At 65.5% G+C, this 25,683-nt stretch carries 23 protein-coding genes and 1 pseudogene; 12 read left to right on the top strand and 12 right to left on the bottom strand.

The genetic code is table 11. From position 1 onward, the window contains the following. The 3 genes from AC630_RS36940 to AC630_RS36930 all read left to right on the top strand — a co-directional run. On the top strand, nucleotides 1–402 hold a 402-nt coding region (locus AC630_RS36940), incomplete at its 5' end, for a hypothetical protein (RefSeq protein WP_074123310.1). A 100-nt stretch (nucleotides 403–502) separates the two neighbouring features. Continuing rightward, nucleotides 503–1,195 (top strand): response regulator transcription factor, encoded by a 693-nt coding sequence (locus AC630_RS36935; protein WP_074123308.1) that lies wholly within the window; start codon nucleotides 503–505, stop codon nucleotides 1,193–1,195. After that, the gene (locus AC630_RS36930) at nucleotides 1,182–2,258 is read left to right on the top strand and encodes a sensor histidine kinase (protein WP_074123307.1); all 1,077 of its coding nucleotides are present in this window, start codon (nucleotides 1,182–1,184) and stop codon (nucleotides 2,256–2,258) included. Before AC630_RS36935 ends, AC630_RS36930 begins: the two co-directional genes overlap by 14 nt. A 12-nt stretch (nucleotides 2,259–2,270) precedes the next feature. Here the strand turns inward: AC630_RS36930 and AC630_RS36925 are convergent, their stop codons facing one another. Together AC630_RS36925 and AC630_RS36920 are read right to left on the bottom strand one after the other, a co-directional pair. Beyond that, a complete protein-coding gene (locus AC630_RS36925; protein WP_074123306.1) occupies nucleotides 2,271–2,633 on the bottom strand; it encodes a response regulator transcription factor in 363 nt (120 codons plus the stop codon). After that, nucleotides 2,630–3,497 (bottom strand): annotated as a pseudogene (locus AC630_RS36920) (S1C family serine protease). Before AC630_RS36920 ends, AC630_RS36925 begins: the two are co-directional and overlap by 4 nt. 185 nt (nucleotides 3,498–3,682) lie before the next feature. Between AC630_RS36920 and AC630_RS36915 the strand changes: the two are divergent. Then, the gene (locus AC630_RS36915) at nucleotides 3,683–4,648 is read left to right on the top strand and encodes a VOC family protein (protein WP_074123305.1); all 966 of its coding nucleotides are present in this window, start codon (nucleotides 3,683–3,685) and stop codon (nucleotides 4,646–4,648) included. A 15-nt stretch (nucleotides 4,649–4,663) separates the two neighbouring features. Here AC630_RS36915 and AC630_RS36910 read toward each other — a convergent pair whose 3' ends face one another. Both AC630_RS36910 and AC630_RS36905 read right to left on the bottom strand, forming a co-directional pair. Then, complete coding sequence (locus tag AC630_RS36910) at nucleotides 4,664–5,800, bottom strand: GGDEF domain-containing protein (RefSeq protein ID WP_074123309.1); 1,137 nt, start codon at nucleotides 5,798–5,800, stop codon at nucleotides 4,664–4,666. An 87-nt stretch (nucleotides 5,801–5,887) separates the two neighbouring features. Further along, nucleotides 5,888–6,718: a transporter gene (locus tag AC630_RS36905; RefSeq protein ID WP_167561354.1), complete on the bottom strand. Its 831-nt coding sequence runs from the start codon at nucleotides 6,716–6,718 to the stop codon at nucleotides 5,888–5,890. Between the two features lie 111 nt (nucleotides 6,719–6,829). On the opposite strand from AC630_RS36905, the gene AC630_RS36900 reads away from it, so the two are divergent. Both AC630_RS36900 and AC630_RS36895 read left to right on the top strand, forming a co-directional pair. Further along, nucleotides 6,830–7,705 (top strand): dihydrodipicolinate synthase family protein, encoded by an 876-nt coding sequence (locus tag AC630_RS36900; protein ID WP_074123303.1) that lies wholly within the window; start codon nucleotides 6,830–6,832, stop codon nucleotides 7,703–7,705. A 218-nt stretch (nucleotides 7,706–7,923) separates the two neighbouring features. Next, entirely contained in the window at nucleotides 7,924–10,248 is a 2,325-nt protein-coding gene (locus AC630_RS36895; protein ID WP_074123302.1) for a xanthine dehydrogenase family protein molybdopterin-binding subunit, read from the top strand. Nucleotides 10,249–10,583: 335 nt separating this feature from the next. Here the strand turns inward: AC630_RS36895 and AC630_RS36890 are convergent, their stop codons facing one another. The 3 genes from AC630_RS36890 to AC630_RS36880 are packed head-to-tail and all read right to left on the bottom strand — an operon-like array spanning nucleotide 10,584 to nucleotide 13,804. Beyond that, nucleotides 10,584–11,780 (bottom strand): acyl-CoA dehydrogenase family protein, encoded by a 1,197-nt coding sequence (locus tag AC630_RS36890; RefSeq protein WP_074123301.1) that lies wholly within the window; start codon nucleotides 11,778–11,780, stop codon nucleotides 10,584–10,586. A 15-nt stretch (nucleotides 11,781–11,795) separates the two neighbouring features. Further along, entirely contained in the window at nucleotides 11,796–12,944 is a 1,149-nt protein-coding gene (locus AC630_RS36885; protein WP_074123300.1) for an acyl-CoA dehydrogenase family protein, read from the bottom strand. Nucleotides 12,945–12,949: 5 nt separating this feature from the next. After that, complete coding sequence (locus AC630_RS36880; RefSeq protein WP_074123299.1) at nucleotides 12,950–13,804, bottom strand: enoyl-CoA hydratase; 855 nt, start codon at nucleotides 13,802–13,804, stop codon at nucleotides 12,950–12,952. A 170-nt stretch (nucleotides 13,805–13,974) separates the two neighbouring features. Between AC630_RS36880 and AC630_RS36875 the strand changes: the two genes are divergently transcribed. From AC630_RS36875 to AC630_RS36865, 3 genes are all read left to right on the top strand, one after another. Next, a complete protein-coding gene (locus AC630_RS36875) occupies nucleotides 13,975–14,583 on the top strand; it encodes a LemA family protein (protein WP_074123298.1) in 609 nt (202 codons plus the stop codon). A gap of 137 nt (nucleotides 14,584–14,720) precedes the next feature. Beyond that, on the top strand, nucleotides 14,721–15,635 hold the full coding sequence (locus AC630_RS36870) for a TPM domain-containing protein (RefSeq protein WP_074123297.1): 915 nt from the start codon (nucleotides 14,721–14,723) through the stop codon (nucleotides 15,633–15,635). A gap of 2 nt (nucleotides 15,636–15,637) precedes the next feature. Then, entirely contained in the window at nucleotides 15,638–16,135 is a 498-nt protein-coding gene (locus AC630_RS36865; RefSeq protein WP_074123296.1) for a TPM domain-containing protein, read from the top strand. A 134-nt stretch (nucleotides 16,136–16,269) separates the two neighbouring features. Here the strand turns inward: AC630_RS36865 and AC630_RS36860 are convergent, their stop codons facing one another. Further along, a complete protein-coding gene (locus AC630_RS36860) occupies nucleotides 16,270–17,082 on the bottom strand; it encodes an MBL fold metallo-hydrolase (RefSeq protein ID WP_074123295.1) in 813 nt (270 codons plus the stop codon). After that, entirely contained in the window at nucleotides 17,079–17,450 is a 372-nt protein-coding gene (locus tag AC630_RS36855) for a Crp/Fnr family transcriptional regulator (protein WP_074123294.1), read from the bottom strand. Before AC630_RS36855 ends, AC630_RS36860 begins: the two co-directional genes overlap by 4 nt. Before the next feature lie 288 nt (nucleotides 17,451–17,738). Here AC630_RS36855 and AC630_RS36850 point away from each other — a divergent pair, with 288 nt between their 5' ends. The 3 genes from AC630_RS36850 (at nucleotide 17,739) to AC630_RS45925 (ending at nucleotide 20,572) form a co-directional block, all read left to right on the top strand. After that, nucleotides 17,739–18,746, top strand: coding sequence for a hypothetical protein (locus AC630_RS36850; protein ID WP_074123293.1), 1,008 nt, complete (start codon nucleotides 17,739–17,741; stop codon nucleotides 18,744–18,746). Nucleotides 18,747–18,839: 93 nt separating this feature from the next. Then, nucleotides 18,840–20,390, top strand: a complete 1,551-nt coding sequence (locus tag AC630_RS36845) for a hypothetical protein (RefSeq protein WP_074123292.1) — start codon at nucleotides 18,840–18,842, stop codon at nucleotides 20,388–20,390. 17 nt (nucleotides 20,391–20,407) lie between these two features. Then, nucleotides 20,408–20,572, top strand: a complete 165-nt coding sequence (locus tag AC630_RS45925; RefSeq protein WP_167561353.1) for a hypothetical protein — start codon at nucleotides 20,408–20,410, stop codon at nucleotides 20,570–20,572. 210 nt (nucleotides 20,573–20,782) lie between these two features. On the opposite strand, the gene AC630_RS36840 is transcribed toward AC630_RS45925, so the two are convergent. The 3 genes from AC630_RS36840 to putA form a co-directional block, all read right to left on the bottom strand. Next, complete coding sequence (locus tag AC630_RS36840) at nucleotides 20,783–21,430, bottom strand: glutathione S-transferase family protein (RefSeq protein ID WP_074123291.1); 648 nt, start codon at nucleotides 21,428–21,430, stop codon at nucleotides 20,783–20,785. A gap of 291 nt (nucleotides 21,431–21,721) precedes the next feature. Further along, nucleotides 21,722–22,927, bottom strand: a complete 1,206-nt coding sequence (locus tag AC630_RS36835) for a CaiB/BaiF CoA transferase family protein (protein WP_074123290.1) — start codon at nucleotides 22,925–22,927, stop codon at nucleotides 21,722–21,724. 171 nt (nucleotides 22,928–23,098) lie between these two features. Continuing rightward, a partial coding sequence (gene putA / locus AC630_RS36830; protein WP_074123289.1) for a bifunctional proline dehydrogenase/L-glutamate gamma-semialdehyde dehydrogenase PutA occupies nucleotides 23,099–25,683 on the bottom strand: 2,585 nt, incomplete at its 5' end.

Below are 25,683 nucleotides of genomic sequence, written 5' to 3'. Positions count from 1 at the left end.
CATGGCGGGTTTGGTGGCGGCGGTCACTTCGGTGGTGGCGGCATGCATGTCGGCGCCATGGGTGGCGGCGGCATGGGATTTGGCGGCATGGGCGGTGCTCGTTTTGGTGGCGCCCGCTTCGCCGGTTCGCCAATGGCGGCCCACGCTGCCATCGGGCCGCGCTTCGCCGGTGCTCCACTAGCGACCCGCGCCGCCTTCGGTCCGCGGTTTGCTGGCCCGGGCTGGCACGGCAGGCCCTTCATCGGCCGTCATGCCTTCTTCTTCCGCCATCACCGCTTCCACCGCTTCGCCTTCGTCGGCGGTCCGTTCTTCTATGCCAACTATTACGACGACGGCTGCTGGCGCAGGAGCTGGACGCCCTATGGATGGCAATGGTTCAATGTGTGCGGAGACTATTGGTAGTCGCATCACCGTACCGCACCATTGTCGCGATCGCCATCGGGCGGTTCCGCTCAGCCCCGGAACGGGATAGTCTGATGGCGATCGTCGCGCGGAGTTTCGCATGACCGGAGGTCACCGCCGTATCCTGGTCGTCGAGGACGATCCGGAAACCGCAGGTCAGCTCGTCGAGGAGCTGACGACCTCGGGCTACGACGTCGATCTCGCCGCCACGGGGCGCGAAGCCCTGAGCCACGGCGCCGCGCGCGATTATGCCGTGATCACCATCGATCGCATGCTGCCGGATATCGACGGCATCACCGTGATGCGTCAATTGCGCGATGATGGCGTCGCGGCGCCGTTCCTGATCATCTCCGCGCTTGGCGAGGTCGATGACCGCGTGCGCGGCTTGCGCGCCGGGGGCGACGACTATCTCGTCAAGCCATTCTCCTTCGTCGAACTGCTCGCGCGGCTCGAGGCGCTCGGCCGCCGCAGCGAGACCATCGCCAAGGAGACGATTTTGCGGGTCGGCGACCTCGCTATCGACCTGATCGCACGAAACGCGAGCCGCCGCGGCCGGAAGATTCCTCTGCTGCCGCGTGAATTCCAGCTGCTCGAATATCTCGTCCGCAACGAGGGCCGCGTCGTCTCCCGCGCGATGCTGCTCCAGCATGTCTGGGACCTGCATTTCGATCCGTCCACGAACATCATCGACGTCTATGTCGGGCGCGTCCGCCGCAAGGTCGACGACAGCCAGGCCTATCCGCTGATCCATACCATCCGCGGCATCGGATATTGCCTCCGTGCTCCTGGCTAAGACGCTCCTCTCCTCGACCTTCCGCCTGGCGCTGATCGCGATCGCGGCGTTCGGGCTGATCGTCGCGGCGATCATGGCCTACGTCTATTTCGGCACCATCGCCTATGTGCAGAGCCGGGTCGGTGACGCCGGCGATCGCGAGGCCTTTACGGGCATGATCGGGCTCGCGGTGATTGCGGTTGCCGTGCTGCTGCTGGTGCTCGCCGGGCTCGCAGCGGTACTGGTGACGCGGCGCACCGTCGGCCGGATCGAGGAGATCAATGCGACTAGCCAAGCCATCATGCTGTCCGGCCTTGACCGGCGCATCCCCTTGCGCGGCAGCCACGACGAGTGGGACCGCGTCGCCGAAAACCTCAACCAGATGCTCGACCGCATTGAGACGCTGATGGGCGAGGTCAAGCAGGTCAGCGACAACGTCGCCCATGACCTGCGCACGCCTCTGACGCGCATGCGCGGCCGGCTGGAGAAGGCCTATCACGCCCCACGCAACAGCGAGGTGGATGCGGTACTGATCGGCGACACCATTGCCGATCTCGATTCCGTGCTTGGCATGTTCGCTTCCATCACCCGTATCTCGGAGATCGAGACCCGCGCCCGCCGAAGCGCGTTTCGCGCGCTCGACCTTGCCGAGATCGCCGGCGAGGTCGTCGAGCTCTATGATGCCGCCGCCGAGCAGGTCACGACTCATCTCAGCCTCGGTGGCGACCGCAAGGTATCCGTGACAGGCGACCGCGATCTCCTGTTCGATGCCATTGCCAATCTCGTCGACAACGCGATCAAGCACGGCCGTGCGGGAGGACTGGTCACCGTGACCTGTCGCAGCGCCGGCGGCGGGGCGGTGATTACGATCGCCGACGATGGTCCGGGCATTCCCGCCGACCAGCGCGATCATGTGTTCAAGCGCTTCTACCGGCTCGAGCAGAGCCGCTACACGCCAGGCAATGGTCTGGGCCTCAGCCTGGTCGCGGCGGTTGCCGGCCTCCATGGCGCCGAGATTGCGCTGCACGACAATGCGCCGGGCCTCACGGTCCGGCTCAGCTTTCCGACGACATCAGCGCAATAGGGCCCGACGGCGTCAGAGCTCGATCACGCCGCGGCGCGCCGCATGCGCCACCGCATCGGTGCGGCCGGTGGCATCCAACTTGTCGAGCAGCGAGCCGACGTGGAATTTCACGGTGTGCACGGAGATGCCGAGTTGACGTGCGATCATCTTGTTGGAAGCGCCCTCGGCCATCAGTGCGAGTACGTCGAGCTCGCGCTGCGTCAACGCGATGTCCCCGGGCGTGTCGCGCGCGACAATCGTCGCCGTGGCCTGTTCGCCGGGCGCGGCGAGGCGAAGCCCGGCGACGTTGCCGAGCAGCGTCGCCAGGCGAGCGGCAAGGGCGGGATCGTCGATTTCCAGGGAAAGTACGATCTCCTGTGCGTTATCCTCGCTCACGCCTCCGGCCTCTCGGCGACCGTGACCTTGAAGCTGATCGGCTCGCCGCCACGACGTACCGCGACATCGACCGTCACGCCGACGCTCGCCGGACCCAGCATCCGCGACAGCGCGCGCACGCCTGAGAGTTTCTGGTCGTTGACCGCGACGATCACGTCGCCCTGGCGAATACCGGCCGCAGCCGACGGTCCGGTCTTGTCGACATTCATCACCATCGCGCCGATACCGTCGTCGAGCCGCACCGGCTGGAGCCCAAGGCCGAGATATCCACGGGCGATGCGGCCGCGTGTCTCGAGCTGGGCCGCGACGCGCTCGATCGTCGCCGCCGGGATCACCAGCACACGCCGCGGTCCGAGCACGGCCATGCCGAAAGCCTCGCCTGATGCGTCCAGCGCGAGGCCGCCCTGCTGGGCGGGATGCAGGCGAACGTCGAGCTCGATCCGTGCATCGATGTCGCCGCCGCGCAGGCTTCGCCAGCTCTTGCCGGACAGCGAGACCACCCCGAGCGCCGCGCTCGGCGCATCGCGATTGGTAGCGACCACGACCGAGAACGCGCCGAGGGGCGGGACCGTGGCGGCCAGTTTGACGGGGGGCGATACCGGTCTCGGCGCGCAGCAGCGCGATATCGGTCGTATGGTCGCGGCCGGCGATCGTGGCGGCCACGGTGCTGCCGTCGGGGAGGCCGATTTCGACCTCGCCCTCATCGGCCAGCGCTTCGTCGGCTGTGACGATCAGGCCGGACTTCCACACGAAGCCGGTCGTGCGGGAGCGATGCGAATGCACGGTGACAACAGAGGGCGTAACGCGCGCCACGACATCCGCGAGCGCGGACGACAGCGAAGACAGAGGAGTGAGGTCGGTCATGGAGAGCTCCTGTAAGCTGCCCTCAATCTGGGATGTCACGGCCGATTGCGAAACTGGCCGGATGGCCAGGACCTCCGTAGCGCTACGGCCGACGAACATGTGATTGGGAGCCGCTCACGCGAACGTGTAGCAATCGGCCCGACATTGCGCCGCATTGCCTCGAGGACTTCAGCGAGCCCTGACCGATGACCATCGATCTCACCCGCCGCACCCTGCTTCAACTTGCCGGCGCGACGTCGCTTGCTATGGCGGCCGCAGCCGCGGCGCGCGCCGAGGGCGCGCCGCAGGGCGGCGGGCCGACTTACGCCAGCCGTACGCCGATGCGGGTCGGCATGGTGACGCTTCGGGTGAAGAATCTCGACAAGGTTGCCGACTACTACCGCGACGTGATCGGGTTCGCCGTGCTGGAGCGCTCGGCGACCGCCGCAAGGCTCGGCACGGCCGGCATCACGCTGCTCGTGCTGGAAGCCCGTCCCGATGCCGTGATCGAGCCGCGCAACGCCGCCGGCCTCTATCACACCGCCTTCCTGATGCCGACCCGCAAGGACCTTGCGCGCTGGCTGGTGCACGCCGCATCGCATCGCGTGCCTCTGTCAGGCTTTGCCGATCATCTCGTCAGCGAGTCCGTCTATCTCGACGACCCCGAAGGCAACGGCATCGAGGTCTATGCCGACCGCGATCCCTCGCAATGGCAGTGGAGCCAGGGCAGCGTGAAGATGGCGACCGACGAGCTCAATATTCCGGACTTGCTGTCGCTGACGAATACGCGCGTTGCCGACTATGCCAAGGCGCCGGATGGTATGCGCGTCGGCCACATGCATCTGCGCGTTGGCGATCTCGCGCAGGCGGAGAGCTTCTACCACGGCACGGTTGGTCTCGACCCGACCCGCCGCCGCAACGGCGCCGCGTTCCTGTCGTCGGGGCGCTATCACCATCACCTCGGCATGAATGTCTGGCAGAGCCAGGGCGCCGGCCAGCGGGATGATCAGACGACGGGTCTGGCCTGGTTCTCGCTGGTGACGGAGAGGCAGGAACTGCTCGCCGCGCAGGAAGAGCGCCTGCGCAAGGGAGGTGCGCAGGTCACGGCGCTTGCGAATGGCGTGGAGGCGATCGATCCCTGGGGCACGCGGGTGCGGCTGCTCAAGGTGTGATCGAACCAGGTTGTTTCAGCCGGCCGCGCGTTCGGGAGCGGCACCTTCATCCGACCACATCCATCGCCCGCCTCCGGCACGCTTGGCCGCATAGAGCGCGCGATCGACCCGCTCCAGGAGCTGCGCCGTTGAGCCGGTGCTTGCCGTACCAGCGCTGACGAGGATGCCTGCGCTTGCGCCGATCTGGACCGGAATGTCCGACAGCAGGAACGGCATCGAGAGGTCGAGAATGGCCTGTCGCGCCAGCGTGAGGGCTTCCGCGCGCCCGGCTGCGCCGGCGGTAACCGTCTTCAGCACCATGAACTCGTCGCCGCCAAAGCGCGCGGCAAGGCCGGTGTTGCCGACGCAGAAGGACAGCCGCTCCGCCACCTGACGCAGCAGATCGTCGCCGGCCTGATGGCCGTGACGGTCGTTCACCGGCTTGAAGCCGTCGAGGTCGATGGCGATGATGGCGAACTCTTCCTGTGTCTCAGACAGCGCCTGGAGAAACGCCGCGCGGTTCGGCAGCCCCGTGAGGAAGTCGTGGGTCGCCTGCCGCGCCAGCCGATGCTTCGCCTCGAGTCGCTCGACGAAGGCGGCGCTGAGGTGTTTCGAGGCCTCCCGCAAGGTCAGCCAGAAGAACACCAGCATGGCCGCGCCGAGCTTGTAGGCGATCTCAGGCCGGAGCAGGCCGGCCAGGATGGTCGGCGTCAACAGGACGGCGGCGGTTGTGAGAATGATCCAGGGACGGATCGCGGCGCGCGAGACCATGCCGACGCAGAACGACATCGAGAGCCCGAACGCAATCCAGGCGCCGGGTGCGTCGTCGAGCTGGAGCGCCCGATACGACAGCATGCCGAGCGCAAGGCCGAAGGCCGAAGCGCCGACGCCGTAGAGCCGTTCCCAGCGTACCACGTCGGCATCGGAGAGCTGCGCAGCGCGGGACTTGTAGCGGAACAGCGAGTAGATGCGGGCTGCGGCCGTGATGAGGATGAAGACCGAGACCGCGGCATAGCCGATATCGCCGCTCATGAGGGCCAGCGTCGCGGCCCCCGCCACGGACGTGACACCGATGGCAAACACTTGCGGCAGCGACGTGTACAGGAGATCGACGAGCTCGCGCCTGATACGCGGATCGGGATGCAGGAACCTGGACAACATCGTCAGAGGCATGGCCGGCACCATCGCCGCCACTCCCTAACAAGGGGTTGGGCGGGAGGCGCGACATGGTGCCGGGTGCGCAACGTCCTTAAGAAGTGGTCAATGCCGGAGCGTCGGTCTCGTCGCTGTGCCGAGGACGTTGTCCCAACGGTAGGAGTACCCGACGCCGATGATGTAGTCAGGCGAATTCCGGTTGAGGCCAAAGGCCAGGTGGAAATCGAGCTGCTCGGTCCGGCTCAGGAGGTAGCCGCCGCCGACATTGAGCAGCGCCGTGCTCGTGCCTCGCGATGGATACTCGCCGATATATTCGGCGAACAACGCCAGCCTTTCGGTGACCCTCCGTTCGATGACGAATGTTGCTTCGCTGGTCTGGTGGCTGGCGAGATCCGATGGCCGAAAGAAGCTCGTGAACATCCCGCTGATGCCCCAGCCGCCGCCGAGCTCGTATGACCAGGGGAATTGCAGATAGGGCTGGAATCCATCGCCGGCGACCGCGGCGGTGCCGGTCGGCAGGCCGACGCCGAACACCACCGAGAGATTTGCCGGCTCAGGCAGCCCGCTGACCTGCCATTTCACCGCGGGGGAGACGTTGGTGAAACCAGTGTCGATCGCACCCGTCAGCCGTCCGACATAGCCCGGCACGTCCACCAGCACTTCAAGGCAGGGCGCGATGCCGAAACGGAGACGGCTGTTGCTGCCGTCGAACCCCTTGCCGGCGCTCTGCCGGGACGTGTTGACGCCGTTCTCGCTCTGGATGCTGCCTGCCGGCACAACCAGGCTGGAATTGGTTACATCGGGCCGATCGGTCGCGATCTCCGATTGCGATGACGGGCATTCACCGGCGTGAGCCAGCCCGGGGGATAGCGCAGCCGCAAGGAAACCGGCGCAACACAACGAGGCCCGCCAATATTGCAGGGCAATCAAAACCACAACTACGCTCTTCGAAGGCAGTTCGCTTGCTGGCAATAGTGCCCCATGATAGCACGCACTGGTGGCAGGCCTCCCCAAGAAGACTCGATTTCCCGGAATTTATTCCCCGATATGTCCGATTTTCACGGTGTCTTTCCCTATCTCGTCTCTCCCGTCGATGCCGACGGCGCGGTGCGCACGAACGTGCTCGGAAAACTCTGCGACGATCTGATCGGGGCCGGCGTGCATGGGCTTACGCCGCTCGGCTCGACCGGCGAGTTTGCCTATCTCAATGCCGCGCAGCGCACGGCGATCGTGCAAACCACGATCGAGGCCGCGAGGGGCCGTGTGCCAGTCGTTGCTGGCGTCGCCTCCACCTCGACAGTGGATGCCGTGGCCCAGGCGAAAGCGTACCAGAAGCTCGGGGCCGACGGCATTCTGGCGATCCTCGAGGCGTACTTCCCGCTCGCCGACAGCCAGGTCGAATCCTATTTCTGCAGCATCGCCGACGCCGTGGACATCCCCGTCGTCATCTACACAAATCCGCAATTCCAGCGCTCCGACCTCACCCTCGACGTCATCGCGCGCCTCGCGGAGCATCCGCGCATCGGCTACATCAAGGACGCCTCGACCAACACCGGCCGGCTGCTGTCGATCATGAACCGCTGCGGCGATTCCTTGCGCGTGTTCTCGGCTTCAGCCCATATTCCGGCAGCGGTGATGCTGATCGGTGGCCTCGGCTGGATGGCAGGGCCGGCCTGCATCATCCCGCGCCAGAGCGTCGCGCTCTACGACCTCTGCAAGGCGGGCCGCTGGGACGAGGCCATGGCGCTCCAGCGCAAACTGTGGCGGATCAACGAGGCCTTCGCCCGCTTCAACCTCGCGGCCTGCATCAAGGCCGGGCTCGCGATCCAGGGCTACGACGTGGGCGATCCCATCCCGCCGCAGGCTGCGCTGACGGCCGATGCGCGCAAGGTCGTGGAGGCGGCCTTAAGGGAGCTCGCATAGCCGTCATTCCGGGGCGATGCACAGCATCGAACTATGGTGCGCAATTGCGCACCTGAGAATCCCGAGATTCCGGGCTCGGTCCTTCGGACCGCCCCGGAATGACGATCCCTGGATTGGCATGACGAATCCGTGGGTTTATCGCCCAAAACCGCGGCTGGTCTCGCCTGCCTCGATCCGCTAAAAGGCGGCCGCACTTTGAGGCTTAGAGGACCAGCGGAATGAACATTCTTCCCGGCAATTTGCGTTTCGGAGCGGGCCTGCCCGTCAAGCGTTTGGAAGACCAGCGGCTGCTCACCGGGAAGGGGCAGTTCATCGACGACGAGCCAGAGGACGGCGCGCTGTGGCTGCACGTGCTGCGCTCGCCGCATGCCCATGCGAAGATCGTATCGATCGACACCAGCGCCGCGGCCGCTATGCCCGGCGTCACCGCGGTCTACACCGGCGCCGATCTCGTCAAGGACGACATCGGCGCCATCCCGACGCTGAGCATCTTCAAGCGTCCCGACGGCAAGCCGATGACGGTGCCGCCGCGCCGCCTGCTTGCACATGAGATCGTGCGCTATGCCGGCGAAGCGGTCGCCGCGGTGGTCGCCTCCTCTCGCGCGGAAGCGCAGAGCGCGGCCGAAGCGATCGTGGTCGAATACGAGGTGCAGCCGGCGGTGGTCGACCCGGTCGAGGCCGTAAAGCCCGGCGCGCCCATGGTCTGGCCGGAGGCACCCGACAACATCGTCGGCGCGATGAGCTATGGCGATGCCGCCAAGGCGGACGAAGCGTTTGCCAAGGCCGCGCACACGGTCGAGCTGGACATCGTCAGCCAGCGCCTGGTGCCATCGGCGATGGAGCCGCGCTCGACCATTGCCGAGATCGACAAGAAAACCGGCCGTCTTCTCTTGCATGTGCAGTCACAGACGCCGGCCTCCACTCGCGACGTGCTGGCGGAAGCCGTGCTGAAGCGCCCGAAGGACAGCGTCCGCGTGCTGGTCGGCGACATCGGTGGCGGGTTTGGCCAGAAGACCAACCTCTATCCCGAGGACGGCATCGTTGCCTACGTCGCGACCAAGCTGAACAAGAAGATCCGCTGGCGCGGCGATCGCACCGACGAGTTCGTCGGTGGCACCCATGGCCGCGATCTCACCTCGACCGCGTCGTTCGCGCTCGACGAGAAGGGCAAGGTGCTGGCCTATCGCGTCAAGTCGATCGGCTGCACGGGCGCCTATTCCTCGGGCGCGGCGAACATCATTCCGCTGGTGCTCGGGCCCTTCGTGCAGACCGGCGTCTACGACCTGCCGCTGGTGCATTTCGAGATCAAGTCGGTGATGACGCACACCGCGCCGGTGGGTGCCTATCGTGGTGCAGGCCGCCCCGAGGCCGTCTTCATCGTCGAGCGCCTGTTCGACGCTGCCGCGCGAAAGATCGGCATGGACCCGCGCGCGATCCGGAAAGCCAACTACATCAAGCCGGCGCAGCTGCCCTACACCAACGCAGCCGGCCAGGTCTACGATTCCGGCGCCTTCGCGCACATGCTCGACCGTGCCGTGAAGCTCGCCGACTGGGACGGTTTCGCCACGCGCAAGAAGGCCGCGAAGAAGAAGGGCCTGCTCTATGGCCGCGGGCTCACCTCCTACATCGAGTGGACCGGCGGTCGCGCCCACACCGAGAAGGTCAGCCTGCACGCGACCTCGCGGGGCCGCGTCGTTCTGCATTCCGGCACCATGGCGATGGGGCAGGGGCTGCAGACCACCTACACCCAGATGATCTCCGACACGCTCGGCATTCCCATGGACAAGATCGACGTCGTCCAGGGCGACACCGATCTGGCGATGGGCTTCGGCAGCGTCGGCTCCCGTTCGCTGTTCGTCGGCGGCACGGCGGTCGCGGTCTCCTCCAACGACCTGATCCAGAAGGCGCGCGAGAAGGCGGCGAACGTGCTCGAGACCTCGGTCGAGGACATCGAATATCAGGGCGGCATGCTCACCGTGGTCGGCACCGACCGTCGCATCAGCCTGTTCGATCTTGCGGAGAAGGAAGGCGGCGCCAAGCTCAGCGTCGATTCCGAAGGTGAGGTCGATGGCCCCAGCTGGCCGAACGGCACGCATATCTGCGAGGTCGAGATCGATCCTGAGACCGGCGTCTCCCGCGTCGTGCGCTACACCACGGTCGACGACGTCGGCGTTGCCGTGAACCCGATGCTGGTCACCGGCCAGATCCACGGCGGCGTGGCGCAGGGCATCGGCCAGGCGCTGTACGAGGGCGTCTCGTATGATGGGGACGGCCAGCTCCTCACCGCGAGCTACCAGGACTACTGCATCCCGCGCGCCGACGACGTTCCGCCGATCGCGGTGACGCTCGACGACTCCGCGCCCTGCCGCACCAATCCGCTCGGCGCCAAGGGCTGCGGCGAATCCGGCGCCATCGGCGGCCCGCCCTGCGTCACCAATGGCGTGATGGACGCGCTCGCGGAGCTCGGCATCACCCAGCTCAACACCCCGCTGACGCCGCAGAAGATCTGGCAGGCGATCAGGGACGCGAAGGTGGGCGGTTAAGCGAAGCGCATTGTTGCGCTGGCTGTCGCCACATACTCAACTGTCGTCCCGGGGCGCGCGCAGCGCGAGCCCGGGACCCATAACCACAGGGAGGAGTTGTGCGAGGACTCGTGATTGCCAGCTCGTCGCCATAACCACTCCCTGTGGTTATGGCGACGAGCGCAAGCGCTCGCGCGGGGGTCCCGGATCTGCGCTTCGCTTGTCCGGGACGACAGGGGAGTGTTTAGCGCCGGTATGCGCCAAGTGCTCGGTGCGTAGCCCGGATGGAGCGAAGCGAAATCCGGGGCCGTCCGTAATTGTCCCGGATTGCGTTTCGCTCCATCCGTCTACTTGCGCTAAATCCCCAGCATCATCTTCGCGATGATGTCGCGCTGGATCTCGGACGTGCCGCCGAAGATCGTCCAGGCCCGGCCGTTGAGATATTCCGGCACGACCGTCAGCATCTCCTCCGGAAGCGCCGGCTCGTGGTTGAGCTTGTAGAGCGGCCGCATCGGCTCGACGGCAAGGGCGTCGTGACCGATCACGTCGACGCCGAGGCGCGTCACGGCCTGGCGGATCTCGCTGTTGCGCAGCTTCAGGATTGACGACACCGCACCGGGATTCTGCCCGGTCTGGAGTGCCGACAGCACACGCAGCTCGGTCATTTCCAGCGCATCGATATCGACTTCGACCTCGGAGATGCGCGCCGCGATATCGGGGCTGTCGATCGCGCGGCCCGTCAGGTCCGACTCGGCGAGATCCGCGATCGCCTTCAATCCTTCGCGCAGCTTTGCCGAGGCGATCCCCGAGCCGCGCTCGAACTCGAGCAGATATTTGCCGTAGGTCCAGCCCTTACCTTCCTCGCCGACGCGGTTCGCCACGGGCACGCGCACGTCGTCGAAGAACACCTGGTTGACCTCGTGGTCACCGCCGATGGTGAGGATGGGGCGCGTGGTGATGCCCGGTGTCTTCATGTCGATCAGGATGAAGCTGATGCCGTCCTGCTGCCGCGGCCCGTCGCTGGTGCGCACCAGAGCGAACATGCGGTTGGCATGATGGGCATGCGTGGTCCAGATCTTGGTGCCGTTGATGATGTAGTCGTCACCGTCGCGGACCGCGCGCGTCTTCAGCGAGGAGAGGTCGGAGCCGGAGCCCGGCTCGGAATAGCCCTGGCACCAATAGTCCTCACCGGAAAGAATGCGCGGCAAGTAAAAGTTCTTCTGCTCGGGGCTGCCGAAGCCTATGATGACGGGCCCGACCATCTTCACGCCCATCACGTTGACATTGGGCACGCCGGCGCGCGCGCATTCGGTCTCGAAGATCCAGCGCTGCGCGGGCGTCCAGCTCGGGCCGCCATGATCGGCGGGCCAGCCCGGCGCGCCCCAGCCGTTCGCGTGCAGCGCGCGCTGCCAGGCCATGCCGATGTCAGGATCGGAAAACACCGATGGCGTCAGCGCCGTCGCGCGCTTCATCTCCTCGGTCAGATTTTTTGCAATGAAGCCGCGCACCTCGTCCTGGAAGGCGCGCTCCTCGGCGTTGAACGACAGGTCCATGATGCGCTCCTCTTGTCAGGTAGGCACGGCGTTGCGGCCAAGCTCGGCATGGCGGCTATAGTGGTGCGCGCTGCCGCCGAACAGCGTGTCGAAGGCGACCAGCCGCTTGAAATAGGCCCCGACCTCGAGCTCCTCGGTGACGCCCATGCCGCCATGAAGCTGGATCGACTGCTCGCCGATGAAGCGCGCGCATTTGCCGATCTTCGCCTTGGCGCCGGAGGCGGCCCGTGCCCGCTCGATCGGCGGGCTATCTGCCTTCAGCGCGGCGCGCAGCGCCATCGAGCGGGCCTCGTCGACCTGCATAGCCATGTCGGCGAGGCGGTGGCGGATCACCTGGTTCGCCGACAGCGGCCGGCCGAACTGTTTTCGAATCTTGGTGTACTCCAGCGTCGTCTCAAGGAGGGTCTGCATGATGCCGACGGCCTCCGCGCCGAGCGCGGCCATGGCGCGGTCGACGGCCCATTCGATCGCGGGCAGCGCGTCCTTGCTGTCCCCGAGCAGGGCGTCGTCAGCCAGGTGCACATCGGATAGTTCGATGTTGCAGGCGCGCCCGCCGCCGAGGCGCGGATAGTCGGAGAGCACCAGGCCCGGCGCCGTCGCCGGCACCAGGAACAGGCCGATCCGCCCCGATGGCCCCTGATGATCATGGATGTGCGCGGAGACGATGATTTCGTCGGCGGCATGGCCGTCGAGCACGGCGATCTTGGTGCCGGCAAGACGCCAGCCTTGCGCTGTTTTGTTGGCGGCTGTTGCGACCTTGGCAAGATCGAACCGCGCTGCGCGCTCCAAATGCGCGAAGGCGAGTTTCAATGATCCGTCCGCGATCTTGGGCAGGCTCACCTGCTTCTGCGCTGTGCTGCCGCATCTGTCGATCAGCGCAGCCCCGAGGACCACTGTCGCGACATACGGCTCGGACACCAGCCCGCGGCCGAAGGCCTCCATGAGAATGCCGATTTCGACTGCGCCGCCGCCGAGCCCGCCAAAGTCCTCCGGGATGGGCAGCGCGAGCCAACCGAGCTCGGCGAACTGCTTCCACACCGCCGGACTGAAGCCGAGCGGATCGTTCGCCATCTTCCGGCGATGATCGGCATCGTAGCTTTCCGCCACGAAGCGTTCCGCACTCTCGCGCAGCAGCCGTTGCTCGTCACTGAGATTGAGGTCCATCGTCTCTACTCCACGGCCGCTGGCGGCTTGCGCACGGAGGGATGCAGTCCGGACGGATCGACCACCATGCCGAACTCCTGAAGATTGTGGGCGTGACAAAGCTGATGCAGCGCAAAGGCCTGGTCGATCGCCGCGGGCTGGCCCATCACGTCGACCGAGCGGTTCACCGCCTCCTTGGTCAGCTTCAGCGCAAAGGACGGCTTTGCCGCGATCTTCCGCGCCAGCGCCAGCACGGCGGAGGACAGCTCCGCGCGCGGCACGACCTGGTTGACCATGCCGAGTTGGTGCGCTTCTTGCGCGCTCCATGCGTCGGCCGTGAACAGGAATTCCTTGGCCTTGCGCGGCCCAAGCTCCCAGGGGTGCACGAACCATTCGACGCCGCAGACGCCCATGGTGACGACGGGATCGCAGAACTGCGCATCGTCGCTTGCGATAATGAGGTCGCAGGCCCAGGCCAGCATCAGCCCGCCGGCAATGCATTTGCCATGCACTTCGGCGATCATCGGCTTGGCGAGGTTGCGCCAGCGCCGCGTGACCTGGAGATAAATTTCCTGTTCGCGGGCGAAGCGGCCATGCGCGTTGGGCTCGGCGAAGCCGCCCCAATTTCCAACCGGCGGAAAATCGACGCCCGCGGCATTCTTGCCGCCCGGTCGCAGGTCATGGCCGGATGAGAAGTGCGGACCATTGCCGGCGAGGATGATCACCTTGACCGCATCGTCCTGCACGGCCGCATCGAAGGCAGCGTTGAGGTCGTAGGTCATTTGCAGGTTCTGCGCGTTGCGCGCTTCGGGCCGGTTCATCACGATCCGGGTGATCGCCGGCTCCGGCCTCTCCACGAGGATGGTCTCGAACGAGGTCATCGCGTTTCCCTGGCCTTTCCGTTCTTGTTTTGCCTGAGTTGACTATGTCGGCCAGCGATAGGCAAGAGGCTTGCGTCAGTCGGCTGCTTTTCGCGCCACCGGCGCAAGACGTCTGGCGTCTTGCGCGCGCAATCTGATAGTTTGCGCCAGATTCCACGGGGAGAAATTTGATGCGCAAGATCCTGACCGTGCTGGCGGCGCTGGCGTCGCTGAGCCTGACCAATTGCGGCTACAACGCGATCCAGAGCGAGGACGAGCAGATCAAGGCCAACTGGTCCGAGGTGGTGAGCCAGTATCAGCGCCGCGCCGATCTCGTCCCCAATCTCGTCAACTCGGTGAAGGGCTTTGCGCAGCAGGAAAAGGACGTGCTGCTCGGGGTCACCAATGCCAGGGCCAAGGTCGGCAGCATCCAGGCGACGCCCGAGGTGCTGAATGACCCCGCCGCCTTCCAGAAATTCCAGGTCGCCCAGGGCGAGCTCTCCAGCGCGCTGTCGCGCCTCCTGGTCGTCACCGAGAATTATCCGCAGCTCAAGTCGGATGCCCTGTTCAAGGATTTGATGTCGCAGCTCGAGGGCACCGAGAACCGCATCACGGTGGCGCGCAACCGCTACATCAAGTCGGTGCAGGACTATAACGTCACCATCCGCTCGTTCCCGAGCAACCTCACCGCGATGATGTTCGGCTACAAGGAGAAGCCGAATTTCTCGGTCGAGAACGAGAAGGAAATCTCGACCGCGCCGAAGGTCGATTTCAATCCGGCGCCGGCGCCGTCGAAGTAAGCGCGCGCTGTTTCGCGATGCGCTTAGCCCCACCCAGCGTCGTCATTCCCCGCGAAAGCGGGGAATCCAGTACGCCGCGGCTTCTCGGTTCAAGCACTACTGCCTCTGGAATACTGGATCGCCCGCCTCCGCGGGCGATGACAGCGAGATTGCTGCGGGCTTGTCGTGCCTTGTCATCGACCGGCGTCCTGCTGCTCGTACTCTTCCTCGCCTTTGCGTTCCCCGCCTCAGCCGACATAGCGGTGCCGCAACTGACCGGCCGCGTGGTCGATCAGACCGGCACGCTCTCCAGCAGCGACATCGCCGCACTGTCACAGAAGCTGCGTGACTTCGAGGCGCGAAAGGGCAGCCAGGTCGCCGTCCTGATTGTGCCGACGACGGACCCGGAGACGATCGAGCAGTTCTCGATCCGCGTCGCGGAAGCCTGGAAGGTCGGCCGCAAGAAGGTCGACGATGGTGCGATCCTCGTCGTGGCCAAGAACGACCGGCATCTGCGCATCGAGGTCGGTTACGGTCTCGAAGGCGCGCTCACCGACATCACGTCGCGGCGGATCATCGATGAGGTGATCACACCAAAATTCAGGACGGGCGATTTCAGCGGCGGCATCTCGGATGGTGTCGATCGCATGATCAGCGTCATCGACGGCGAGCCGCTGCCGGTTCCCTCGCCCAGCGTCAACTTTGGTAACCTGGAGGACATTGGACCGATCGTCCCGGTCACGCTGTTTGCATCGCTCGTCATTGGCGGCTTTCTGCGCTCCATCCTGGGGCGGTTGCTGGGCTCGGTTGCGACCGGCAGCCTGATCGGGCTGTTGGCGTTGCTTATCCTCGGCTCCGTCGGCGTTGCCGTGATCGCCGGGATCATCGGCTTCTTCCTGGCCTTCATCGCAGATATCTTTCCGATGTCGAGCGGCCCCTCGCGCGGTGGGGCGTGGTCGAGCGGTTCCTCGTCGGGAGGCGGCTGGAGCAGCGGATCGTCGTCGAGTGACAGCGGCGGTTTTAGCGGCGGTGGCGGCAGCTTTGGTGGCGGCGGCGCCTCGGGGAGCTGGTAGTCATGAGCATCAGGCGTATCGGCAGGCATCTGGTTCAGCACCACTGGCGGGCAAAGCGCGTGTTTCCAAAAGCCGCGCTCGATCGCATCGAGCAGGCGATCGCGCGCGGTGAAGCCACCCATTCCGGCCAGGTCCGTTTCGCGGTCGAAGGCGCGCTCGACGGCGCGCCGCTGTTCCGCAACCAGCCGGCCCGCGAGCGCGCGCTCGACGTGTTCTCGCATCTGCGCATCTGGGACACCGCGCACAACAACGGCGTCCTCATCTATCTCCTGCTCGCCGACCGCGACGTCGAGATCGTCGCCGATCGCGGCATCGATGCGCAGGTCGGGGCCGAGCGCTGGGAGCAGATCTGCCGCGCGATGGAGGCCGAGTTCAGGTCGGGTCAGTTCGAGCGCGGCGTGATCGGCGGCATCGAGGCGGTGTCACGGGAGCTCGCAAGGCATTTTCCGTCGAGCGGACCGCATCCGAACGAGCTGCCGGATAAGCCGGTGGTGATGTGAGAGACTATGATGTGACCGGAGCTGGCGCGCCAACCCACTCCGTCATTGCGAGCGCAGCGAAGCAATCCAGAGTCTCCGCGGCGGCGGTCTGGATTGCTTCGTCGCTTCGCTCCTCGCAATGACGAAGCGCGCCGTCAATCATCCAGTTTGTTCAGATCCCGCACCGATTGCATGATCGGCTCGAAGTTCGAGCGCGCATCCAGCGCATCGAACAATTGGGCGGTGTCCTCCAGCAGTCCATGCGACCTCGCGATCGCGATGCGGACATCTTCCTGCGGCGTGTCGGACAAGCGGCCATGGCCTGACAGCAGGATCTTCGAATCCAGTCCCTTCAGGCGTTCCAGCGACTGGATGTAGTCGGCGATGCTGCCGGAGCCGAACACGCCGCCCATCACGCCGCCGGGCATGAGCGTGTCGGCAGCGAACAACAGGCCCTTGTTCTGGTCGAACAGCGTGATGCAGGCCGAGGTGTGCCCCGGCGTGTACATCACGTTGAGACGGAAATTGCCAAGGTCGATCAGATTGCCTTCCTCGAGCCAGATGTCGATGTTGATCGGCACGTTCGGCTCGTTGAACATCTTTCGCAGCATCGAGAAATCGTCGCGCAGCATGATCTTGTTGGCGGCAAGCCGATGGGCCGCGACGAAGGTGCGGCGCTCATTGAAGTGCCAGGCGGCGCCGATATGGTCGAGATGCTCGTGGCTCAGCACCACCATGTCGATCCTTTCAGGCGGGCACCCGGCGAAGTTCAGGCATTCCACCATCGCCGGGTAGTTCGAGGACAGTCCGACATCGATCAGGATGGTCCGCGCCGAGCCGCGCACGAGGTAGGCATTCGCCGCGCGGTTGGAGAAGCGGATCTGATAGACGTCGTCCGCGGCCTGGATCAGCGAGCAGGTGTCATTCTTCATCAGGGCCGGAAAGGCCGTCGGCTTGCGATCGCTCATGATTGCGTTGCCCTGTAGGTGACCGCGTTGGAGGCGCGCAGGCGTTTCGAGAGCGCATCCATCACCATCAGCGCAAACGCCGGCTGCTGGCTGACGAGATAGACGAAGCGGGCGTGGTTGATCCTCATCACCTTCGTGCTCGGCGCCGATGCGATCGCGGTTGCCGAACGTGACGAGCCGTCGATCACGGCCATCTCGCCGAAGAACTCGCCCTTGCCGAGCTTGATGATGGTGGTCCTGGTCGCGCCGCTGACCTTGGCGATCTCGACCTCGCCGTCGAGCACGACGAAGAGCTCGCGGCCGGTCGAACCCTCCTCGAAGATGACGTCATCGACACCAAACTCGTTGATGCATTTCTCGATCGTCATGACACCCCCAAAGGCCTTCTGGAGCCCTTCTAACGGGACGCGCCATGTTAACCGGACGCCAATGTCCGGCAAGCAACCCCTTCGGCTAACGCACGCGGTCTGCTGCGGGGCAGCATCGGCTTACAATTTGTTTTGCGCCCGCCACATCGGTTCCACTTTCCCGGCCAAATTCGGCCCCGGAAGAGGTCCTAAAATTTTGGTAAGCGGGTCCAGAGTAAGGATTTCGCAAGCAATGAAAGTTACCAAAAGGTCAACCTAGACTGGAGTATTTGAGCTGTGAGTGAAGCAATGCCCGAACAGGCCGGCCAGGACACTGGCGCCGTCGACGCTGCCGCGATCGCGCCGCAGGCCATCGAGGCTGCCGCCGGCATCGAGGCCCCTTCGATCGCCCCCGACCACGAGACGCCGCCCAAAGCTGACCTTGTTAAGGCTGACCCGGTAAAGCCGGATGCGTCCCAGGCTGAGCCGCCCCGGATCGTCGTACCGAAATTCGATGCCAAGCCCGAGTTCGAAGCCAAGGTTGAACCAAAGGCCGAGACCAAGCCTGAGCCGAAGCCCGGCAAGCTCATCGTGATGGCGCCCTCGGATCGCTCCTGGGACCGCGAGGACTTTGCCCCACATGTGAAGCCGGACGAGCCGCGCGAGACCGGTGGCAAGCGCCGCCTGTCGGCGATGGCCGCGGTGGTGGCGATTGCCGCTTGCGTCGGCGCGATCAGCGGCGCGCTCGCGACCGCCGGCATGATGCACTTTGCCGCCAGCCCGGCCCCGGCCCCGGTTGCCGACACCAGCGCGCTGGAATCCTCGGTCGCCCGGATCGATGCCGACGTGGTTGCGCTCAAGGCCAATGTCGAGCACACCTCGAAGACCGGCCTTAGCCAGTTCAGCCGGGCCAATGACCGCCTCGACAAGCTCGAGAAGGCGCAGGCCGAGCCGATGGCCAAGCTGGCAAAGCTGTCCGAGACCGTCGACAAGCTCCGTGCCACGCCGCCCGCAGCCCCGGCACAGGCCGCGGCCAAGGAGGTCACCGGATCGATCGCGCCGGCCCAGGTTGCGACCGCCGCGCCGGCTGCTCCCGCGCCTGCTGCCCCCAAGGTCGAGCTCGCCCGGCTGCCGACGATCGAAGGCTGGAGGCTGCGCGACGTCGCCAATGGCGGCGCGCTGATCGAGGGCCGCGGAGGCCTCTACGAGGTTTATGCCGGCGATCCCGTCCCCGGCGTCGGCCGCGTCGATGCGATCCGTCGCCAGGACGGCCGCTGGGTGGTCGTCACCAGCAAGGGCCTGATCGTCGCGCGCTGAGCGTTGGATATCCAACTTCTGAAGAGGCGCTTCACTGTGATGTGAAGCGCCTTTTTTCTTGAATAGGCGTCCCCGAGCGGTGTTACTGGAGGCATGAGCCGCGCGTTGCGAATTCTCATTGCTGTCGTCGTGCTATGCGGCGCGCCCGTTTCGCTTTTCGCAGCGGAGAACGCGCCACTCACGCGCGGCACGGCGATCACCGATCCCGATCTCCTGCGCAAGCTCGACCAGCACGACGCGCTCGCGATTTCGCGTTTGCTGTGGCCGGAGCGGAGCGCGGACTTTCCGCTCACGACTGATCTGTTGTTCTCGCAGGTGCCGCAGCTTGCGCCAATTCCGCGGGCGATCGATGCGGAGTTCGATCGCTACATCGCAGAGCACAAGGCAGCATCGCCGAGCGAAACCATCGGCGTCGGCGAAGGTTTTGACGTGCAGCTGTTCGATCGGGCCAATCTGAAATCGCCTGACGCGCGCTTTGTGCTCGCCGGCATCGTGAACCGCATGGACCGCGCCTATGTGTCGGAAGATGCCTGCGGCGAGATCCGCCTGATCTACCGGCTGGCGCGTTTCGAGACCAAGCCGGATGGCGGCAAGTCGGCAACGCGCCTGCCGATGACACTGAATCTGGTGATGAAGGCAAGGGGTGCGCGCCAGACGGATGGGAACGGAAGGCCGGTCAGTTGCGCCGATGTCGCGCGGCGCTGGCTCGACAATGGCGATTGGCAGGGGCTGATCGGTAGCCACTTTCCCCCTTACGATGCGATGCTTGATCGCATCGAGACCAACATCCAGATCTCGATAGCGCCGAAATCGGCGCTCCACGATTTTCGCTCCGACTACCTGCTGAAAGTGTTCAAGTACGATCCCGCCACGAAGCAGTTCGTGGAGTCGACACTGGAGAACCAGATCGACCGCGACCGGATCCTCGCGAACGACACGCTCGGGCGCGACTTCAAGGCCTGGCTGCTGGCACCCGATCATTTGCGCGAATTCGACCTCGGTACGGTGCTGATCCCGGAGCAGTTCCTGGCCAAGGCCGCGGTCGTGCCGACGCCCGCCGGCCTCGATGCCTCTGAGCTGCAGCCCGAGTTCGGCATGATGCAAGGCGAGGGCAAGGAGAAGAACAAGGCTGATCCCGTCTTCACCGACAATGATGTGGTCGGCGCGCTGATGCAGGCGGCTGCGCGCGGCATCGAAATGCAAAACATCCGCTCGGTCGCGGGCTTCCAGCGCCGCCTCAATGACGTCACCTGTGCCGGCTGCCACCAGACGCGCGGCATCGGCGGCTTCCATTTCCCTGGTGTCGACTGGCTCGCGGACAAGCCGTCCAATTCCACCATCGTGCCGGCCTCGCCGCATTTCTTCGGCGACCAGGTCCGCCGCCGTGACATTCTGGCCGCCTTCGCCGCGGGCAAGCGCCCCGATTTCTCACGCGGATTTTCCGGCCGGCCGCAGACCCGCGGCAGCCATGAGCTGGCCGGCACAGAATACGAGGACGGCTGGGGCGCGCATTGTTCCCTGCAAACTGCAGGATCGGGAACGGCCGACAGGAGTTTTACGTCATGGAGCTGTGCTAAGGGGCTGTCCTGTCAGGCTGCCGCGGCCTCGAGCCGCATCGGCATGTGCTTCATCAAGACGCGCTAAACCGATTTGGATGACCCATGACGGACACGAGCGACGCCAACAAGGAGCGCAATCGCGAGATCGCGCGCAATGAGGAAGCCAAGCAGGTCACCGGCAGCATCCGTGTCAGCACCTGGGCGGTCGCGGTGGTCGTCATCATCGGCGGGATCCTGTTCACGCTCGGCTTGGCGGCGCTGCGGTAATCCGACGAACTACTTCGACTGAGATTGCGGCGCCGCCTCTGGTTCACCTCGCCCCGCTTTGCATCGCCAGATGCAATCCGGGTGAGGGGGAGTCTCCGCGAGTCGAACTCTCACCGTGATTGCGGAAGCAGCCCCTCACCCCAACCCTCTCAGGGCGAGCGAAGCTCGTCTCGCCCCCGTAAGAACGGGGAGAGGGAGAAGGAACGCGCCTCACCTCGCGTAATTCGTCATCCGTTTTCCCGGCAGCAGCTCATACGCCGATTTCCATCCAGGCAGCGCGGCCATGCGGCCGAGCCAGGCGTGGATGGCGGGATGGCTCTTCGCGAACTCAAAGCCATGCTCGTCGCTCGGATAGTGCAGATAGGCCATCATCGAGATATCGGCGACCGTCGGCTTCGTGCCGATCGCGAAGGCATTGTGCTGGAGGTGTCCGTCGAGAATGCCGAGAAAATCCTCGAGCCGCCTGCGAAAATGCTTCAGCACCTGCGGATCGCTATTCTCGGTGAAGGCTCGCATGAAACGATAGGTCGCCATGTAGCCGGTGAGCTTGTGGTTGTCCCAGAACAGCCAGCGCAGCAGCTCGAACTTTTCGTCCGCCGTGTTGCCGCCGAAGCGGCCGGACTGCTCGGCAAGCTTCAGCAGGATCGGCGCGGTCTGCGTCATTTTCACGCCGTCGACCTCGAGCACGGGAATCTCGCCCATCTCGTTCACGGCCTTGCGCCATTCCGCCGTGCGCGTGACGCCGCCGCCAAAATCGGTCCAGACCGGCTCGAACGTCTCGCCGCAAAGCGTCAGCATCAGCGCCAGCTTGTAGCTGTTGCCGGATTCGGGGAAGTAGTGCAGGCGGTAGCTGGGCATGGGGGCCTCACGAGGCAATGCAGGATGTTGTCAGGGAAGCTACCTCGTCCCGCGTCGTCGTTGCGAGCGCAGCGAAGCAATCCAGAAATGCATCTGCGGTGAAGCGAGCTGTCTTCCCCCCCCCCGTCATCCCGGACAAGCGGAGCGCAGATCCGGGACCCATAGCCGCAGGCCGTAGTTTGGCGAAGATTCGCAGTGACCGCCGTCCGCAACAGCCACTCCCTGTGGTTGTGGATCCCGGGTTCGCGCTATGCGCGCCCCGGGATGACAGCGGAATATGCGGCGCCGCCCTTACCCCACAGCCCCCGACGACCGCAGCTGCTTGATCGCCTTCTCGTCGTATCCCGCCCCGCGCAAGATCTCGTCACTGTGCTCGCCGACGGCGGGCGGCTTGCGCGGCTGCACCTTTTTGGCGCCGTCGATCCAGATCGGGCTGGCGATGGTGAGCATGGTGTCGTTCTCGAATGGCACCAGCACCTCGTTGTCGAGCATCTGCTTGTCGTTCGGAATGTCGTCGAGAATGCCGACGATGCCGAAGACGAGGCCATTGCCATCGAGGATCTTGCGCCATTCGGCGAGGTCTTTGGTCGCAAAGGTCTCGTCAAAAATCTTGATCAGCTCCACCGAGCGGGCGTGGCGGTCGGGCTTGGTGGCAAAGCGCGGATCGGCAATGAGGTCTTCGTGGCCAAGGCATTTGGCAAGCGTCGGCCACTGCCGATCCTCGTTGAGCAGCGACAGGATCAGCCAGCGTCCGTCCTTGCACTGGTAGTGATTGGCGACCGCATTCAGTGCGCGCTCGCGCGGACGCCGCTCGCTGAACTTGGCGCCGCAGAGCTTTGCCTGCGCCAGCACGCTCGCAGCCCACACCCCGTTCGCCATCAGGTTGGAGGCGACATGCGAGCCCTTGCCGGTCTTCTCGCGCTGATAGAGCGCGGTGACGATGGCGCCGTAGAACGCCATGGCGCAGGGATGGTCGCCCATGCCGGCGATCGAGCGGGCCGGGGTGGTGTCGCTGTCGGCGCGGACGAGGTCCATCAGGCCGGAGCGCGCCCAATAGGCATTGCTGTCGAAGCCGGGCTTGTTGGCTTCCTCGCCCTTCTCGCCATAGCCGGTGAAAGAGGCGTAGATCAGCCGGTCGTTGAGATGAGCGAGGTGGTCATAGGTGATGCCGAGCTTGGCCCGCACCGGCGGCGGCATGTTGGTGATGAAGACATCGGCTTCTTCGACGAGCTTGTAGAGCACCGCCTGCGCCTCCGGCTTGGATAGGTCGAGCGCGATGCTCTTCTTGTTGCGGGCCTCCAGCAGCCAGGCGAAATTGTGCTCGCCGGTCGGATAGCCCGGCAGGTTGGGCAGATTGCGGTAGGGATCGCCGGCGCCGGGCGGCTCGATCTTGATGACGTCGGCGCCGAAATCCGACAGCACGGTCGCGGCCGCGGGCGCTGCGATGAAGCTCGCGCAGTCCAGAACCTTGAGCCCTGCAAAAATGCCCTTTTCCATCGCGGCGTTGCTCCCTCGCTCTTGTTGTTTCCCGTGCGCTGGAATTGGCGCGGGCAGGTCAGGGGAGCATTAGACCGATGTTTCGGCGGGATGCAACGGCGTCGGGCGCAGAGCTTCGCTGCGGTCTCAGGTCCGTCATCCTGAGGTGCCGGAGATAGAGCGATATTGGCCTCACTCCTCCCCTGCGAGCAGGGCAGCGTTGCCGCCGGCCGCCGCGGTGTTGATCGTCACGGTCTGCTCTGTGGCAAAGTGCGCGAGATAGTGCGGGCCGCCGGCCTTCGGGCCGGTTCCTGACAGGCCGTTGCCGCCGAATGGCTGCACGCCGACCACGGCGCCAATCATGTTGCGGTTGACGTAGATATTGCCGACCTGGACGCGATCGATGATCGCCTCGATCGTATCGTCGATGCGCGAATGGACGCCGAGGGTGAGTCCATAGCCGGTGCGCTCGATCGCCTGCAGGACACGTTCGAGGTTCTCGGCGCGATAGCGCACGACGTGGAGGATCGGGCCGAAGACCTCCTCGGTGAGTTGGCCGGCGTCCTTGAGCTCGAAGATATGCGGAGCAACGAAGCAGCCTTCCGGCGCGGTGCCGGCAAAGTGCAGCCGCGCCTCCGTCTTCATCCGTGCAACGTGCGCATCGAGGCGCTGCTTGGCTTCGAGGTCGATCACCGGACCGACATGGGTCGCGACGTCGCTGGGGGCGCCGATCCGGAGTTCACGAGCGGCGCCCGCGATCATCTCGATCATGCGGTCGGCGACGTCCTCCTGCACGAACAGGAGCCGCAGCGCCGAGCAGCGCTGGCCGGCGGAACGGAAGGCCGACGTGACGACATCGTCGGCGACCTGCTCGGGCAGCGCGGTCGCATCGGCGATCATGGCGTTGATGCCGCCGGTCTCCGCGATCAGCGGCACAATCGGCCCCTCCTTGGCGGCGAGCGTCCGGTTGATGCTGCGGGCAACCTCGGTCGAGCCGGTGAAGACGACGCCGGCGATATCAGGGTGCGCGGTCAGCACGGCGCCGATACGGCCGTCGCCGGTGACGAGATGCAGCACGCTTGCGGGAACGCCGGCCTCGTGCAGTAGCCTTACGGCCTCGCGCGCGATGCGTGGCGTCTGCTCGGCGGGCTTGGCCACCACGCTGTTGCCGGCCACCAGCGCCGCCGTGACCTGACCAAGGAAAATCGCCAGCGGAAAATTCCAGGGCGAGATCGCCACGAACACGCCGCGGCCGCGCATGGCGAGCGCATTGCTCTCGCCGGTCGGGCCCGGCATGGCGGCGTCGGTCCCGAACAGCTTGCGGCCCTGCGCGGCATAATAGCGGCAGAAGTCGGTGGCTTCGCGCAGCTCCGACAGTGCATCGTCGAGCGTCTTGCCGCCTTCGGCTTGCAGCAGCGCGATGAAATGGGCGCTCCGGCTTTCCAGAAGATACGCGGCCTGCTCCAGCGCCGCCGCGCGCGTGGCCGCCGGAGTCCGGCTCCAGGCCGTAAAGCTCGCGCGCGCAGCAGTCACCGCCGCATTGGCCTGATCCGGCGTTGCATCGGCGATGGGCTTGAGATCGGCTCTCTCGGCCCTGACGTCTGTCAGTAACTGGTTGAGCGCGGCGCGCGCGCCGAATTCGACGCCGCGCGAATTCCGCCGCTCCGGCGCGAAGAGGTCGCAGGGGAGCGGAATCTTGGGATGGGCGGCCTGTTGCGGCCGGGCGACGGCGTCTGCCGGACGTTGCAGGAGTGCCGGGACCGGCACGCGATAATCGGCCGCCTGCGCCACGAAGGAGGAATTGGCGCCGTTTTCCAGCAGCCGCCGCACCAGATAGGCGAGCAGGTCGCGATGGCTGCCGACCGGCGCATAGGTGCGGTAGGCGATGTCTGGGTGATCCTTGGCGAGCTGCTCGTAGAGTGCTTCGCCCATGCCGTGCAGGCGCTGGAATTCGAAGCCGCCGCTGCCCGCGGCAAGCTCCAGCACGGTCGCGACCGTCAGCGCGTTGTGGGTGGCGAATTGCGGGAAGATGCGCGGCCGCAGGCTGAGCAGCTTCGAAGCGCAGGCGACGTAGTTCATATCCGTCATCGCCTTGCGCGTGAACACGGGATAGCCGTCGAGCCCGCGCTCCTGCGCACGCTTGATCTCGGTGTCCCAATAGGCGCCCTTGACCAGCCGCACCATCAACTTGCGGTCATGCGCGCGGGCGAGCGCGTCGACATAGTCGATCACCTCGCTTGCGCGCTTCTGATAGGCTTGGACCGCCAGGCCAAATCCGTCCCAGCCCTTGAGCGAAAGATCGGCAAGCGTTGCCGCGATCACGTCGAGCGACAGTTCCAGCCGGTCGGCTTCCTCGGCATCGACAGTGAAGTTCAGGCCGTGCGCCTTGGCGCGCTGCGCCAGATCGAGCAGAAGCGGGACCAGCTCGGCCATCACTCGGTCGCGGCTGATTGCCTCGAAGCGCGGATGCAGCGCCGAGAGTTTTACGGAGATGCCGGGCCGGTCGGGCAGGGGATGGGGGCCTGCCGCCTTGCCGATGGTTTCGATCGCGCTGGCATAGGCGTCGAAATAGCGCTTCGCATCGGACGCCGTACGGGCGGCTTCGCCGAGCATGTCGAAGGAGTAGCGTGGCTTCTGGCCGGAGCGCGGCCGGCCCCGCTCCAGCGCCTGCTCGATGGTCTCGCCGAGCACGAAATGATTGCCCATCAGCCGCATCGCCTGGCGCGTGGCGCTGCGCACCGCCGGCGCCCCGAGCCGCTTCACCAGCCGGCCGATGG

It is taken from the genome of Bradyrhizobium sp. AS23.2, assembly GCF_001908185.1.
GTDB lineage: Bacteria > Pseudomonadota > Alphaproteobacteria > Rhizobiales > Xanthobacteraceae > Bradyrhizobium.
The sequence above is the reverse complement of the archived record's forward strand: the minus strand, read 5'-3'. Positions and strand labels throughout refer to the sequence as shown.

What these genes read in the sequence shown, in the direction of transcription:
- AC630_RS36870 (WP_074123297.1), top strand. Translation starts at nt 14,721, where the DNA reads ATGACAGCGAGATTGCTGCGGGCTTGTCGTGCCTTGTCATCGACCGGC.
- AC630_RS36885 (WP_074123300.1), bottom strand. Translation starts at nt 12,944, where the DNA reads ATGGACCTCAATCTCAGTGACGAGCAACGGCTGCTGCGCGAGAGTGCG.
- AC630_RS36915 (WP_074123305.1), top strand. Translation starts at nt 3,683, where the DNA reads ATGACCATCGATCTCACCCGCCGCACCCTGCTTCAACTTGCCGGCGCG.
- AC630_RS36840 (WP_074123291.1), bottom strand. Translation starts at nt 21,430, where the DNA reads ATGCCCAGCTACCGCCTGCACTACTTCCCCGAATCCGGCAACAGCTAC.
- AC630_RS36855 (WP_074123294.1), bottom strand. Translation starts at nt 17,450, where the DNA reads ATGACGATCGAGAAATGCATCAACGAGTTTGGTGTCGATGACGTCATC.
- AC630_RS36860 (WP_074123295.1), bottom strand. Translation starts at nt 17,082, where the DNA reads ATGAGCGATCGCAAGCCGACGGCCTTTCCGGCCCTGATGAAGAATGAC.
- AC630_RS36835 (WP_074123290.1), bottom strand. Translation starts at nt 22,927, where the DNA reads ATGGAAAAGGGCATTTTTGCAGGGCTCAAGGTTCTGGACTGCGCGAGC.
- AC630_RS45925 (WP_167561353.1), top strand. Translation starts at nt 20,408, where the DNA reads ATGACGGACACGAGCGACGCCAACAAGGAGCGCAATCGCGAGATCGCG.
- AC630_RS36895 (WP_074123302.1), top strand. Translation starts at nt 7,924, where the DNA reads ATGAACATTCTTCCCGGCAATTTGCGTTTCGGAGCGGGCCTGCCCGTC.
- AC630_RS36865 (WP_074123296.1), top strand. Translation starts at nt 15,638, where the DNA reads ATGAGCATCAGGCGTATCGGCAGGCATCTGGTTCAGCACCACTGGCGG.
- AC630_RS36910 (WP_074123309.1), bottom strand. Translation starts at nt 5,800, where the DNA reads ATGCCTCTGACGATGTTGTCCAGGTTCCTGCATCCCGATCCGCGTATC.
- AC630_RS36900 (WP_074123303.1), top strand. Translation starts at nt 6,830, where the DNA reads ATGTCCGATTTTCACGGTGTCTTTCCCTATCTCGTCTCTCCCGTCGAT.
- AC630_RS36845 (WP_074123292.1), top strand. Translation starts at nt 18,840, where the DNA reads ATGAGCCGCGCGTTGCGAATTCTCATTGCTGTCGTCGTGCTATGCGGC.
- AC630_RS36875 (WP_074123298.1), top strand. Translation starts at nt 13,975, where the DNA reads ATGCGCAAGATCCTGACCGTGCTGGCGGCGCTGGCGTCGCTGAGCCTG.
- AC630_RS36880 (WP_074123299.1), bottom strand. Translation starts at nt 13,804, where the DNA reads ATGACCTCGTTCGAGACCATCCTCGTGGAGAGGCCGGAGCCGGCGATC.
- AC630_RS36850 (WP_074123293.1), top strand. Translation starts at nt 17,739, where the DNA reads ATGCCCGAACAGGCCGGCCAGGACACTGGCGCCGTCGACGCTGCCGCG.
- AC630_RS36935 (WP_074123308.1), top strand. Translation starts at nt 503, where the DNA reads ATGACCGGAGGTCACCGCCGTATCCTGGTCGTCGAGGACGATCCGGAA.
- AC630_RS36890 (WP_074123301.1), bottom strand. Translation starts at nt 11,780, where the DNA reads ATGGACCTGTCGTTCAACGCCGAGGAGCGCGCCTTCCAGGACGAGGTG.